This window comes from Arthrobacter sp. N199823 (assembly GCF_002929705.1).
Lineage (GTDB): Bacteria > Actinomycetota > Actinomycetes > Actinomycetales > Micrococcaceae > Specibacter.
In genome coordinates, this window is sequence record NZ_PJIN01000002.1 from 543,514 (window position 1) to 555,739 (window position 12,226).

The 12,226-nt window shown below is 59.2% G+C and carries 16 protein-coding genes; 15 read left to right on the forward strand and 1 reads right to left on the reverse strand.

Annotation, left to right across the window (positions count from 1 at the left end; genetic code table 11):
* Window positions 1–14: 14 nt before the first annotated feature.
* The 11 genes from CXQ93_RS06345 (at window position 15) to CXQ93_RS06395 (ending at window position 7,326) form a co-directional block, all read left to right on the forward strand.
* Entirely contained in the window at window positions 15–896 is an 882-nt protein-coding gene (locus tag CXQ93_RS06345; protein ID WP_104109573.1) for a VOC family protein, read from the forward strand.
* A gap of 61 nt (window positions 897–957) precedes the next feature.
* Window positions 958–1,410, forward strand: coding sequence for a hypothetical protein (locus tag CXQ93_RS06350; protein ID WP_104109574.1), 453 nt, complete (start codon window positions 958–960; stop codon window positions 1,408–1,410).
* A 352-nt stretch (window positions 1,411–1,762) separates the two neighbouring features.
* Entirely contained in the window at window positions 1,763–2,170 is a 408-nt protein-coding gene (gene rpsP, locus CXQ93_RS06355) for a 30S ribosomal protein S16 (RefSeq protein ID WP_104109575.1), read from the forward strand.
* A gap of 1 nt (window position 2,171) precedes the next feature.
* A complete protein-coding gene (locus CXQ93_RS06360) occupies window positions 2,172–2,414 on the forward strand; it encodes an RNA-binding protein (protein ID WP_062287604.1) in 243 nt (80 codons plus the stop codon).
* Between the two features lie 149 nt (window positions 2,415–2,563).
* Complete coding sequence (gene rimM, locus CXQ93_RS06365) at window positions 2,564–3,151, forward strand: ribosome maturation factor RimM (protein ID WP_104109576.1); 588 nt, start codon at window positions 2,564–2,566, stop codon at window positions 3,149–3,151.
* Entirely contained in the window at window positions 3,151–3,948 is a 798-nt protein-coding gene (trmD, locus tag CXQ93_RS06370; RefSeq protein ID WP_104109577.1) for a tRNA (guanosine(37)-N1)-methyltransferase TrmD, read from the forward strand. Before rimM ends, trmD begins: the two co-directional genes overlap by 1 nt.
* 249 nt (window positions 3,949–4,197) lie before the next feature.
* Window positions 4,198–4,557, forward strand: a complete 360-nt coding sequence (gene rplS / locus CXQ93_RS06375) for a 50S ribosomal protein L19 (protein ID WP_104109578.1) — start codon at window positions 4,198–4,200, stop codon at window positions 4,555–4,557.
* Window positions 4,558–4,574: 17 nt separating this feature from the next.
* Complete coding sequence (gene lepB / locus CXQ93_RS06380; RefSeq protein WP_104109579.1) at window positions 4,575–5,261, forward strand: signal peptidase I; 687 nt, start codon at window positions 4,575–4,577, stop codon at window positions 5,259–5,261.
* A 95-nt stretch (window positions 5,262–5,356) separates the two neighbouring features.
* Complete coding sequence (gene lepB, locus CXQ93_RS06385) at window positions 5,357–6,226, forward strand: signal peptidase I (protein WP_104109580.1); 870 nt, start codon at window positions 5,357–5,359, stop codon at window positions 6,224–6,226.
* Window positions 6,226–6,909 carry a ribonuclease HII gene (locus CXQ93_RS06390; RefSeq protein WP_104109581.1) on the forward strand — a complete coding sequence of 228 codons (684 nt, stop codon included), beginning with the start codon at window positions 6,226–6,228 and terminating at the stop codon, window positions 6,907–6,909. Before lepB (CXQ93_RS06385) ends, CXQ93_RS06390 begins: the two co-directional genes overlap by 1 nt.
* Before the next feature lie 84 nt (window positions 6,910–6,993).
* On the forward strand, window positions 6,994–7,326 hold the full coding sequence (locus CXQ93_RS06395; protein WP_062287623.1) for a DUF2469 domain-containing protein: 333 nt from the start codon (window positions 6,994–6,996) through the stop codon (window positions 7,324–7,326).
* Window positions 7,327–7,424: 98 nt separating this feature from the next.
* Here the strand turns inward: CXQ93_RS06395 and CXQ93_RS06400 are convergent, their stop codons facing one another.
* Window positions 7,425–7,802 (reverse strand): helix-turn-helix domain-containing protein, encoded by a 378-nt coding sequence (locus CXQ93_RS06400; protein WP_104109582.1) that lies wholly within the window; start codon window positions 7,800–7,802, stop codon window positions 7,425–7,427.
* A 122-nt stretch (window positions 7,803–7,924) separates the two neighbouring features.
* Here CXQ93_RS06400 and CXQ93_RS06405 point away from each other — a divergent pair, with 122 nt between their 5' ends.
* From CXQ93_RS06405 to CXQ93_RS06420, 4 genes are all read left to right on the forward strand, one after another.
* Window positions 7,925–8,569: an NAD(P)-dependent oxidoreductase gene (locus tag CXQ93_RS06405; protein ID WP_104109583.1), complete on the forward strand. Its 645-nt coding sequence runs from the start codon at window positions 7,925–7,927 to the stop codon at window positions 8,567–8,569.
* Between the two features lie 311 nt (window positions 8,570–8,880).
* Window positions 8,881–9,237, forward strand: a complete 357-nt coding sequence (locus tag CXQ93_RS06410) for a YraN family protein (RefSeq protein ID WP_104109767.1) — start codon at window positions 8,881–8,883, stop codon at window positions 9,235–9,237.
* Complete coding sequence (locus CXQ93_RS06415; RefSeq protein ID WP_104109584.1) at window positions 9,237–10,790, forward strand: YifB family Mg chelatase-like AAA ATPase; 1,554 nt, start codon at window positions 9,237–9,239, stop codon at window positions 10,788–10,790. The genes CXQ93_RS06410 and CXQ93_RS06415 overlap by 1 nt, the downstream gene beginning before the upstream one ends.
* A 122-nt stretch (window positions 10,791–10,912) precedes the next feature.
* Window positions 10,913–12,205, forward strand: a complete 1,293-nt coding sequence (locus CXQ93_RS06420) for a DNA-processing protein DprA (RefSeq protein ID WP_104109768.1) — start codon at window positions 10,913–10,915, stop codon at window positions 12,203–12,205.
* The last annotated feature ends 21 nt before the right edge of the window (window positions 12,206–12,226 follow it).

Below are 12,226 nucleotides of genomic sequence, written 5' to 3' on the forward strand. Positions count from 1 at the left end.
ACCTTGGAGACATCATGACTGTACAAAACGATCTGCTTTCCGCCGACCTCACCATGGGCACCGTGATGCTCAAGGTTGGCGACATGACCCTGATGAGCAACTACTACCAGAAGGCCCTCGGGCTTGATGTGGTTGCCGAAGCCGACGGCGGCCAGTACTTGGGCCGCGGCACCACCCCGCTGGTGCACCTCCAGCCGGCCGGTGGCCTGCATATTCCCGGCCGCGGAGAAGCTGGACTTTTCCACACCGCCTTGCTGTTCGATGATCAAGCGTCTCTGGCCGCCACCGTGGCCACCGCGGCCCAGTACAGCCCGCAGGCCTTTGCTGGCAGCGCCGATCACCTGGTGTCCGAGGCCTTCTACTTCACCGATCCTGAAGGTAACGGCATCGAGCTCTACTGGGACCGCCCCCGCGATGCCTGGACCTGGAGCAATGGCGAAGTTGACATGGACTCACTGGCCCTCTCGCCCCAGCACTACCTGCAGCGGCACCTGACCGAAGAAGCAGTTGTTGGTCAGCGCCAGTCAGCTGCCGACATTGGCCATGTGCACCTGCAAGTTGGAGATATCAAGACGGCCGAATCCTTCTACGTTGACACGCTCGGCTTTGAGAAGACCTCTGGTTTCCACGGTCAGGCACTGTTCGTCTCCGCCGGCGGCTATCACCACCACATGGCCATGAATGTCTGGAACAGTCGCGGCGCTGGTCCCCGCAAGGACACCCTGGGGCTGGGCGAAGTACTCATTCAGCTTCCGGGTAAGGACGACGTCGGCGCCTTGGCGCAGCGTTTGGCTCACCACGGCATTGCCGTCGCCAACACCGGTGCCGAGCTCCGCTTTGATGATCCGTGGATGAACAAAATTCGCGTTAGTGTTGGTAGTGGACAGTCCGTCTAAGTAATCAGCGGGCGCTCCGGCACCGGAAGCGGGCCGGATCACCAACTTGAAAGGCTTCTGCGTGGCCAATTACTCTGAGTTCTTCATTGCCGACCACCACCAGGCAGTCGCTCGTGCCAAAGCGCGGCAGTCCGGGAAATCGCCCCAGATCGATGTGCCGGTACTGCCCACACCCGGACTGAGCGACTTTGAGATTGAAGTACTTGGCGAACTTGCCGTCAAGAAAGTTCATGCAACAGGTGTTGCTGCCGAGCTGAGCCTGGTCGACATTGAGCTGGACACCCTGTTCGCTGTTCCGGATGCGCTGTTGGAGGTCTTTGCGGAGCTCAATGCCCCTGAAGATCCCGAAGAGGTCGTGGAGCTGGCTGCTCAGTGGGCTGCTGCCGAGGAGATGGAATCCACTCCCGAGGTCACCGAGCCGCTGCTGCGTGCACTGACAGCCATGGCTGCCGCTGCCCTTTCGGCCGCTGAAAGCAACGCCAAGATGGGGCTGTTCTACTACTCCGCTGAGTAATCCCCAGCCGCTCGCACCGCTCGCCAGCTCGCGGCGGGTCCCTCGCGGCTGTGGGCTCAGCCCGTTTCGGAAATGACACCGATTCCGCTTTATGATCCCGCGATCCCGGTATCGAAAAGCGGAATCGGTGTCTTTTTTGCGTGTGAGGCGTAGCGAGACAGGTCATTTGCCAAACGTGGCCAGTAACACGTCGCCGTGGGTAGGGATTGTCTGGCATAATGGACAGGTACTCGATCCGCATGGCCCCTCTCTCCGTGTGATGATCCTGTCCTTAGAAGTCCGCCGCACGGCCCGCCCCACGGGAGCGTAAAACGGATTTCGTCCCTTTTTCGAAACAGGAGTAACCACAAAAGTGGCTGTAAAGATTCGCCTTAAGCGCTTCGGCAAGATGCGCGCCCCGTACTACCGCATCGTCGTCATGGACTCACACTCAAAGCGTGACGGCCGTGCCATCGAGGAAATCGGTAAGTACCACCCCACCGAAAACCCGTCCTTCATCGAGGTCACCAGCGACCGCGCTCAGTACTGGCTCTCCGTCGGTGCTCAGCCGTCTGAGCCTGTTGCCAAGATCCTGAAGATCACCGGTGACTGGCAGAAGTTCAAGGGACTCAAGGGCGCCGAAGGCACCTTGAAGACCAAGGCTCCGAAGGAAGCATTCGTTGCTCCTGAGGCCAAGAACGTTGTTGTCAAGGAAGCCATCACCAAGAAGGCCAAGAAGGCCGACGAGGCAGAAGTAACTGAGAGCACCGAGGCTGAGTAGCTTGCTGGCCGAAGCGCTGGAGCACCTGGTTCGCGGGATTGTTGACTCTCCCGAGGACGTTAAGGTGAGCGTCAAGAACAACCGCCGCGGGGAATCCCTCGAGGTGCGAGTTCATCAAGACGATCTGGGCCGGGTTATTGGCCGTCAGGGTCGCACCGCACGTGCCTTGCGCACTGTAGTTGCTGCTTTGGCCAACGGCGAGTCAGTACGTGTTGACGTTGTTGACACGGACCGCCGCCACTAACCTGCCCGGAGCTTGCGCAACTGCTAAGGTTGCGTGAAGTTTTTCAGCAGTGAAGCCAAACGTTTGGCCCCGGCACCATAATGGTGACGGGGCCAAACTTTTTTCCCCAAATTTTTCGCAGTTTATTCAGCAATAACTTAGGAGTTCCCATGCAGGTCCAGGTTGCCCGGATTGGCAAGCCCCATGGCATCAAGGGTGAGGTCACCGTATTGGTCCTCACCGATGCCCCCGATTCCCGCTTTGCGGTCGGATCCGAGTTCGTGGTGGAACCGGCAAAGCTCGGCACCCTGACTGTTAGGAGCTCGCGCTGGAACAAGGACATCTTGCTGCTCGGCTTTGAAGGTACCAATACCCGCAATGACGCGGAGTTGCTCCGTGGCGCCACCATGTTCTTCGAATCAGATGACGACGAGGACGACGACGCCTGGTACGAACACGAGCTGCTGGGCCTTGAGGTCCGGGTCGGCAAAAACAAGGTTGGCAAGGTGACAGGGTTGCGCACCCAGGCCGTGCAGGATCTGCTCATCGTTGAAGACTCCGATGGCGATGAAGTCCTGGTGCCCTTCGTGGACGAGATCGTCCCCGAGGTCAACATTGAGGAGGGTTACGTCCTGCTCACCCCGCCGGCCGGCTTGTTCACTGTCAATAAGGACGCCTCTGAGAATGATGAAAGCGGCGAAGCTGCCGATCTCAATGGCGCTGATGGTTCGGATGGTTCAGAAGGAAAGCCCGAGTAATGCGATTTGACGTTGTCAGCATCTTCCCCGAATATTTGGCTCCCCTTGATCTGAGCCTCATTGGCAAGGCCCGCACCGAGGGGCTGCTGGAGCTGGTAGTGCATGACCTGCGCAGCTACACAGCAGATCGCCACCGCACCGTCGACGACACCCCCTATGGTGGTGGCGCCGGCATGGTCATGAAGCCGGAGCCATGGGCGATGGCCCTGACGGACATTGCCGCTTCTTCTCCCGCGCCCGACGGCGTGTTGCCCACCTTGATTGTGCCCTCGCCTGCCGGTGAGGTATTCAATCAAGCGTTGGCCTATGAACTGGCAGAGACCGAACACTTGGTTTTCGCCTGTGGCCGGTATGAGGGCATTGACGAGCGGGTATTGGAATGGGCCGCGGATGATTACATTGTGCGTCCCGTCAGCCTGGGCGACTATGTGCTCAATGGCGGCGAAGTAGCTGTCTTAGCGATGGTGGAAGCCATTGGCCGTTTGGTGCCCGGCGTGGTGGGTAACCCGGAATCCCTCATTGAAGAATCCCACTCCGATGGCTTGCTCGAGTACCCGGTCTACACCAAGCCTTCCGTATGGCGCGATCGAGAAGTGCCGGAGGTGTTGCTCAGCGGGAACCACGGAAAGATCGCCAAGTTCCGCAAGGAACTGCAATTGCGCCGCACCGCCGATCGTCGTCCTGACCTCATTGACGTTCTTGACGTCTCTAAGTTCAGCAAAGCGGATCGCAACGTTCTGTGGGAACTGGGGTACGCCGTCGTCGATGGTAAGGCAGTTCGTCGAGAAGATGACTAAAGTGTGAGGAAATCTCATGCCGGGGCTCGCCCTGATTAGCTTGACGGCCATCGATATGGCAAAATATGTAGAAGTGCCTACTGGGCGCACTCCTGCCACAGGGGGAGCGATCGTCAACAGGGCGGCACGCTGGTATTCCATCCATGGAATCCGGTCCAATTCTTTCGTTCTCCATGACTGGCCTCGTGCCGTCCATGGAAAATGTGACACAAAGCAAATGACCTGTGGCGTTTGTCTGGAGTGAGAAAAATGCAGATTCTCGATTCTGTTGACGCAGCTAGCCTGCGCAGCGACATCCCCGCCTTCCGTGCCGGCGATACCGTTAATGTTCATGTGAACATTATTGAAGGTTCCCGCTCACGTGTTCAGCTGTTCAAGGGCTTCGTCCTTGGCCGTCATGGCGACGGCATCCGCGAGACCTTCACGGTCCGCAAGGTCTCCTTCGGCGTCGGCGTAGAGCGTACCTTCCCGGTACACTCCCCGGTTCTGGACAAGATCGAAGTTGTCACCAAGGGTGACGTTCGTCGTGCCAAGCTGTACTACATGCGTAACCTTCGCGGCAAGGCTGCAAAGATCAAGGAAAAGCGCGACAACCTCCCCACCAAGTAACAAAGGGGAGTCGCACTTTGACTCAAGCGAAACGCCAGTCCAGGAAACTGGGCTGGCGTTTTGTTGTTATTGCCGTAATTATTGTCTTTTTCTTCCTGGCGCTGGTTCGCAATGTGTGGATGGATGTTTACTACATTCCTTCTGAATCAATGGAACCTCTGGTACTCACAGGTGACCGCGTATTGGTCTCCCGGCTGGCTTTCACCAACAAGCCCATTGAGCGCGGTGACGTGGTCCTCTTTGATGGCCGAGGATCCTTTTTGCCCTTGAAATCCGGAGCAGGTCCGGTGGCTGACGGCATTGTGGCTACCGGGCAGTGGCTGGGCCTTGTGCCCAATGACAACATTTACGTCAAACGCGTCTTAGGTGTTGCCGGAGATACTGTTAAGTGCTGCTCGTCAGAGGGTCTGTTGGAAATTAATGGTGTGCCCGTTACTGAGAGTTACCTGTATCCAGGGGATGAACCCAGCGCGTTGACGTTCGAGGTCACTGTCCCAGAGGGTAAGTTGTGGCTTATGGGTGATCACCGTGATGTCTCGCTGGATTCGAGGTCCTTATTGGGTTCTCCCGGTGGTGGCCTGGTGTCAACTGACAGGGTCATTGGAACACCCGTCGCCACGGTGTGGCCCCTGGGTCGGATACACATGCTGGACACTGATTCGGGTGCAAGCCCTAACGGCACAAGTAAAAGTGGCTTGCCGTAGGTATCACCTCGGTATTGGCCCCCGCTATCCGTCCCGAGCTCTTGCCCGAGTGCGATCGCCCTTTCTTTGACCTGACTTTGCTAAGGAAATAAACGTTGACGCAACACAGTGATCCCGAAGAAACCGATGAGCCGGACCCCGTAGGGGGAGCCGAGCCGGCTTCGTTAGATGAGCGGGTGCGTCAAGATCTTCGGGCCCGCCACCTGGCGTCGGATCCAGTCGTTGAGGTGCCATTGACAACAGGTCAGCAGGTGGGCCGGCAGGCATTGGCGTGGGGCAAAGAGATCCTCACCATTGTTCTCATTGCCTTGGTGCTGTCCTTCCTCATCAAGACGTTCTTGTTTAGAGCCTTCTTCATTCCATCCGGCTCCATGGAAAACACCCTTCAAATCAACGATCGAATCTTCGTGAACTTGTTGGTGCCCCAGCCCATCGGCCTCAAGCGCGGCGATGTTGTAGTGTTCAAGGATTCTCAGGGTTGGCTCAGTGAAGAACCCGTTGCTAACAAACCCTCGGGTTGGCTCAACGAGGTCGCCACGTTCATCGGCCTGGCACCGGATAGCTCCGAGCAGCACCTCATTAAGCGGGTCATCGGCATGCCAGGGGATAAAGTCGTTTGCTGCACCAGTGACGGCAAACTGAGCGTCAACGGCACTGCCATCACCGAGCCGTATCTCTTCCCCGGTGCGTCACCGTCAGACACAACGTTCTCCGTGACGGTTCCCGAGGGACACTTGTGGGTTATGGGCGATCACCGCAACAACTCCATGGATTCCCGTGCTCACAACAGTCTTAATGGGACCGGATTTGTCCCCATTTCAGATGTTGAGGGCAGGGCAGTTGTCATTGCATGGCCGCTGTCCCGTGTGGGCATCCTAGGCAACTATCCAGAAGTGTTCGCCGATGTTCCCGCCCCCCAAAGCGAAAGCGTCAGTTCCCCCACTCCCACTCCGGCAGGCCCCTAATGGCGGCAGCGGCTCCCACCCTTGACTGGGAACGGGAACTCGCGGCTCAGGGATACCATGCGGTGGCTGGCTGCGATGAAGTGGGTCGAGGCTCTCTCGCTGGCCCCGTCAGCGTTGGTGTGGTCATCATCCACCCAGAGACCGCCGTGGAATTGCCCGGGGTCAAAGATAGCAAGCTGCTACGGATTCCCGTCCGCGAAGCCCTGGTGCCAGCCATTATCGAATGGGCGGACGCCAGCGCTGTCGGTCATGCAACAGCCTTGGAAATTGATGCCCTGGGACTCGTAGCCGCGCTACGGCTGGCCGGCACACGCGCCATGGCTCAAGCCGCGGCGTCAGTGATCCCTGACTTTGTGATTTTGGATGGCAATCAGGACTGGCTCTCCGTTCCGGTGCAGCGTGACTTTGACTTGTTCTCGGCGCATGAGCCCCAGGAGCCGGAGGAAACCCCGGCGCCATGGCGGCTGCAGACGCGCATCAAGGCCGACATGACGTGCATGTCCGTTGCTGCCGCCAGCGTCTTGGCCAAGGTGGAACGTGACGGCATCATGGCGGAGCTGGCGCAGCAGTTTCCGGCGTTCGGCTGGGATGCCAATATGGGCTATGGAACGGCGACGCACAAGGCTGCCATTGCCCAGTTTGGCCCCACCGACTACCACCGCCAGACGTGGCGGCTGCTCTAGTTTTCGCCGCCGCGTGTGCCACTGTACCTACCGCTGCGTGTGCCCCGTTGGGTATCTTGGCCCCGCGTGATGGATGATGGAAGCATGAGTGCTGAGGATCTGGAAAACTACGAAACCGAGATGGAACTGCAGCTTTACCGCGAATACCGTGACGTGGTGAACTTATTCAGCTACGTGGTGGAGACTGAACGACGTTTCTACTTGGCCAATCATGTTGATTTGCAGGCTCGCTCGGCAGACGGCGAGGTCTACTTTGACCTGACCCTGCAGGACGCCTGGGTGTGGGACGTCTACCGGACAGCACGGTTCGTGAAGAACGTCCGCGTGATCACGTTCAAGGACGTCAACGTCGAAGAGCTGATGAAGACCGATGATCTGCAGATACCCAAGGACGGACAGCTGGGCAACTTCGGCTGATGCTTTCCGGGCCTACCTTAACCCACTAAATGATTAAGGGAAGGTCGACGACGAAACGTACGTTTCGCCGTCGACCTTCCCTTTGCTGCGTGTGGGCATTATTTCTGAGGGGACTGCTTTGCGTCGTAAGTCTCGCGGGCACTCATAATGATGGGCATATTGTCCTTGGCCCACGTCTCCAGGGCAAGGATTGGTTGGGCCAAACTGGTGCCCGATTCGCTCAGCTGGTACTCCACCCGCGGCGGGATTTGGGCGTACATGGTGCGGATAATCAGGCCGTCACGTTCCAGGCCTCGCAGGGTCTGCGTCAGCATTTTTTGTGACACGCCGTCCACCCGTTTAGCCAGCGCGGAAAACCTCAGCGGTCCCTGACTCAAGGCGCCTACAACGAGCACGCTCCAGCGGTCCCCGATCCTATCCAGGACTTGCCGGGACGGGCAGTTGCGATTGTAGGGATCCCACATTGGCTGATTCATTAGTCTTTTCTCCGTACCGATTGAACCCTCAGTCTATCAAGTGAAGTATCCAATGGTGTGTTACTCTCTTTTAGAAACCATAAATGGGCGTGGACATGAGCCACGGACAAGGAGTAATCAGAATGGCAAAGATCAAGGTCATCGGCGGAACTGGGTACGCCGGGAGCAACATTGTTCGTGAGGCTGTCAAGCGTGGGCATGAAGTGACGTCGCTGAGCCGCAAGCTGCCAGAGAGCCCGGTTGATGGCGCAACGTACATCACCGGATCGGTGCTGGATGCAGACTTCTTAGCGCAAAACATTGGCGATGCTGATGTTGTCATTGAGGCTCTTTCACCCCGAGGCGAGCTGGTGGGCAAGCTGGAAGACGTTGTGGCGGACTTGTTGCCTTTGGTTGCAGCAGCCGGTGCGCGTTTGGGCATCATTGGTGGAGCGGGCTCCCTGCAGGTTGCCCTGGGTGGGCCCCTCGTCATGGACACGCCAGGGTTCCCGGCTGAGATTCTGCCGGAGTCACGGACAGCAGGACGCCTGTTGGAAATGGCCAAGGACGCCTCGGCCGAGCTGGACTGGTTCTATGTCAGCCCCGCTGGCGGATTCGGTGCCTTTGCCCCCGGTGAAGCCACCGGGGCCTACCGCACGGGTGGCGATGTATTGCTCGTTGATGACGCGGGCAACTCCAACATTTCCGGTGCGGACTTTGGACTCGCAGTGATTGACGAGGTTGAGTCGCCTGCCCACCGCAATCAGCGTTTCACGGTGGCTTACTAACGCGGCTGCTTACACTGGCCACTCAGGTTGCTACCTGACGCGGCTTTCTATTCGGCTTGACGCTGGCCGAACAGTGACAGGCCCATCGTAAGATGCCAAAAGTGCCAGGACCCGGGTGCCCGGTCGGAATATTCCGGCCGGGCACTGCTGCGTCTGGGTAGTACGTCTGGGAGGAGTATTGGCAGCAATAATCCGGTATTTTGCGGACATTGAGTCCCTCACAGACAGTGCTGCCGGGCAGCTATCCACAATCGGGGGTTGAGGCCTTTCTTCGTTTCATGAAGCACGCCAAGCTGGCAGTGGAGGCAGTCATGAGAACAAAGGACATACTCGGCCAGACCGGTGAGCGGATGGCGGCAGATTACTTGGAAGACCGGGGAATCCGGGTCATCGACAGTAATTGGCGGTGCGCCAGCGGTGAGATCGATCTGGTGGCATTGGACGGTGGCGAGCTGGTTATTGTGGAGGTGAAGACGCGTCGCTCTCGCCGTTACGGCGACCCTCTGGAAGCGCTGACTAGGGCCAAATTGCTGCGGCTGCGTACTTTGGCAGTGTTGTGGGCGCGGGAGCACCACTATGTCGTTGGATCTCTGCGTATTGACGCGGTGGGCATTGTGATGGATCAGTGTGGACCGCCCTCCATAGATCACCTCAAAGGGGTGGCCTGATGGGCATGGGAAGAGCCCTCTCCGTGGCGCTGGTGGGACTCAATGGGTACGTCATTGAAGTTGAGGCTGACATCGGCCAGACGCTGCCAAATTTTGTGCTGCTGGGACTTCCTGATGCCTCGCTGAATGAAGCTCGGGAGCGGATTCGGTCAGCGGCCCAAAACTCCGGCATCCCGTTGAGTCGGCGGAAAATCACTGTGAATCTGGTGCCGGCATCACTTCCCAAAAAGGGATCAGGGTTTGATCTGGCCATTGTGATGGCGGCCTTGAATGCGGCCGGCAACGTGCGCCGCACCGGTGGTACTGTGTTCCTCGCCGAGCTCGGACTGGACGGGCGGCTGCGCCCCGTGCGAGGCGTGCTCCCTGCCGTCTTGGCTGCGTTATCTGCCGGGTGCAGAGAATTTGTTGTGGGTACGGCCAACCTGGCCGAAGCACAGCTGGTCAAGGGTGCCAAGGTTCGCGGTTACGAGAATCTAGCTCAAGTGGCCATCGATTTTGACGCCGATCCCAAGGACCTTTGCGGTGTTGATGGTGGCTGGACTGGCGGTAACGCCGAGTCCAAGACAGGCCAGTCCACTGCTGCTGCGCAACCGCTGGCGGATCTATCAGAAGTGGCGGGCCAGCCAGTGGCCCGCCTGGCGTTGGAGATTGCCGCGGCCGGGGGACATCACCTGATGATGGTGGGACCACCGGGTTCCGGAAAAACCATGCTGGCGGAACGGCTACCTGGGCTGCTCCCTGATCTCAGTGATGCAGAGGCCATGGAAGTCACAGCCATTCATTCTCTGGACAACAGGGGCTCCGGCCTGATGGAGTTGGTGCGCCGTCCGCCCTATGAACGGCCGCACCACTCGGCTAGCACGGCGGCCATCATTGGCGGCGGAAGCGGCATCCCACGTCCGGGGGCCGCCACTCGCGCCCACCGGGGCGTGCTCTTCTTGGACGAGGCCCCCGAATTTGATAAGCGGGTTCTGGATGCGCTGCGCCAACCCCTGGAGAGCGGGGAATTGGTGTTGCACCGCTCGGCCGGCACTGCGTCCTATCCTGCCCGCTTCCAACTCGTGATGGCTGCGAATCCATGCCCCTGCGGGAAGGCTACCGGCAAAGGAATTAATTGTGAGTGCACGCCCATGGCCCGGCGCCGCTATTTTGGCCGGCTCTCGGGACCGCTGCTGGACCGGGTGGATATTCAACTTCAGGTCACCAAGGTGCAGCTGGCGCAACTAGCCGATTCCGGGCCACGAGAATCCAGCCAGCAAGTTGCCAGCCGCGTGCAGCTTGCCCGCACCATTGCCAGCGAGCGGCTTAAACCATGGGGGTTGGTGCACAACGCCGACCTCACAGGGAGAGTTCTGCGCGGGCCTTTGCGGCTAGGTGGCCACAGCACCGCACTGTTGGACAAGGCCATGGGAACAGGAGTCCTCAGCGCGCGAGGCTATGACCGCGTGTTGCGCCTGGCGTGGACCGTGGCGGATCTGCAGGGGCGCGAACGCCCTGACAGTGATGACGTGGGCCTGGCCCTGACATTGCGACAACGAGGAGAAATATCATGAATGGCATTGAGCGCACCGAGGGGCCCGCGACGCGGCAAGTATTCAGCGCACAGGATAGCCCGGCTGCACCGAACAGCTCTGGCGGATACAAGAGCCCTGCCTGGCAGCCTGTGGCGTCCGGCATGGAAGCCAGGCAGAGTGGCTCCAATCGCGCCCTGCGCGTGGCTAGAGCGGCCTTGACCCGGCTGATGGAGCCTTCGGATTTGCCGGGGCTGGCACTCGTTCAAGTACTGGGGCCCCAGGACGCGCTGTCCTTGATACAAAGCAGCGATTCCTCCAATGCCCAGGTGGAACAACGTGTTACTGAGGTTCTCAACGAGGCCGGAACCGAGCGGTGGACCGGCCTTGCGGAGGTGCTGACACGGTGGCGGCCACGGCTGGCTGATGTGGCACCTGAACGTGACCTGGCAACGTTGGAAAGACTGCACGGGCAATTACTGGTCCCAGAAGACCCCTCCTGGCCCATGGCCCTTGAAGACCTCCAATTGGGGGCGCCGCTTGCCCTCTGGTGCAGGGGCAACCACGCCCTCATTCCTGAACAAGAGAAATGCATTGCCGTGGTGGGCTCTCGGGATAACACCAGTTACGGGGCCAATGTGAGCATGGAAATTGCCAGTTCATTGGTGCAACGTGACTTCACTGTGATTAGTGGCGGGGCGTATGGAATTGACGCCCATGCCCATAGGGGTGCCTTGAGTTCATCGTTGGGCATGATTGGAGCGCCCAACCAATCAGCAGGCCAAACCATCGGCGGCCCAGCACGTGGCCAGGGTTATGATGGAGACGATTTTGCCGATGGGGCACCGCCCACTATTGCTGTGATGGCCGGGGGAGTGGATAGGTTCTACCCCTCCGGGAATGAAGATCTATTGCGTACTATCGCCGAGCGCGGGCTGGTGATCGCCGAAGTCCCTCCGGGAACCAACCCCACGCGGTACCGCTTTCTGCAACGTAACCGTCTCATCGCTGCACTGTGTTCGGTCACCGTTGTGGTGGAGGCCCGCTGGCGGTCGGGCGCGCTGAACACGGCACATCATGCAGAATCCCTGAGTAGATTGGTGGGTGCCGTGCCCGGTTCTGTGTACTCGACAAATTCTGCTGGCTGCCACCGGCTGCTCAAGGAAGGCTCAGCCGTGTGTGTCACGGATGCCGCTGATATCGCAGAGCTGGCAGGCGGCATCGGCCAACACCTTACTTTTGAACCCGAAGTTGTACCGGCTCTGCATGACGGATTGGGAACCTCAGACCTCTTGCTCCTGGATGCCCTGCCGCTGAGGACGGCAACATCCATTGAGAAGCTCTGCGTGGTGGCAGGACTAAGTGCGGCAACGGTGCTGGCAGGGCTAGGGCGGCTCGAGGCTCTCGGCCTGGCGGAACGGTTTGCTGGCGGCTGGAAACGCAAGAGCCGCAAGTGACGGCGTAGTTGGTGGAGCAAT

What these genes read in the sequence shown, in the direction of transcription:
- CXQ93_RS06345 (WP_104109573.1), top strand. Translation starts at nt 15, where the DNA reads ATGACTGTACAAAACGATCTGCTTTCCGCCGACCTCACCATGGGCACC.
- rimM (WP_104109576.1), top strand. Translation starts at nt 2,564, where the DNA reads ATGCAGGTCCAGGTTGCCCGGATTGGCAAGCCCCATGGCATCAAGGGT.
- trmD (WP_104109577.1), top strand. Translation starts at nt 3,151, where the DNA reads ATGCGATTTGACGTTGTCAGCATCTTCCCCGAATATTTGGCTCCCCTT.
- rplS (WP_104109578.1), top strand. Translation starts at nt 4,198, where the DNA reads ATGCAGATTCTCGATTCTGTTGACGCAGCTAGCCTGCGCAGCGACATC.
- CXQ93_RS06390 (WP_104109581.1), top strand. Translation starts at nt 6,226, where the DNA reads ATGGCGGCAGCGGCTCCCACCCTTGACTGGGAACGGGAACTCGCGGCT.
- CXQ93_RS06395 (WP_062287623.1), top strand. Translation starts at nt 6,994, where the DNA reads ATGAGTGCTGAGGATCTGGAAAACTACGAAACCGAGATGGAACTGCAG.
- CXQ93_RS06400 (WP_104109582.1), bottom strand. Translation starts at nt 7,802, where the DNA reads ATGAATCAGCCAATGTGGGATCCCTACAATCGCAACTGCCCGTCCCGG.
- CXQ93_RS06405 (WP_104109583.1), top strand. Translation starts at nt 7,925, where the DNA reads ATGGCAAAGATCAAGGTCATCGGCGGAACTGGGTACGCCGGGAGCAAC.
- CXQ93_RS06410 (WP_104109767.1), top strand. Translation starts at nt 8,881, where the DNA reads ATGAGAACAAAGGACATACTCGGCCAGACCGGTGAGCGGATGGCGGCA.
- CXQ93_RS06415 (WP_104109584.1), top strand. Translation starts at nt 9,237, where the DNA reads ATGGGCATGGGAAGAGCCCTCTCCGTGGCGCTGGTGGGACTCAATGGG.
- CXQ93_RS06420 (WP_104109768.1), top strand. Translation starts at nt 10,913, where the DNA reads ATGGAAGCCAGGCAGAGTGGCTCCAATCGCGCCCTGCGCGTGGCTAGA.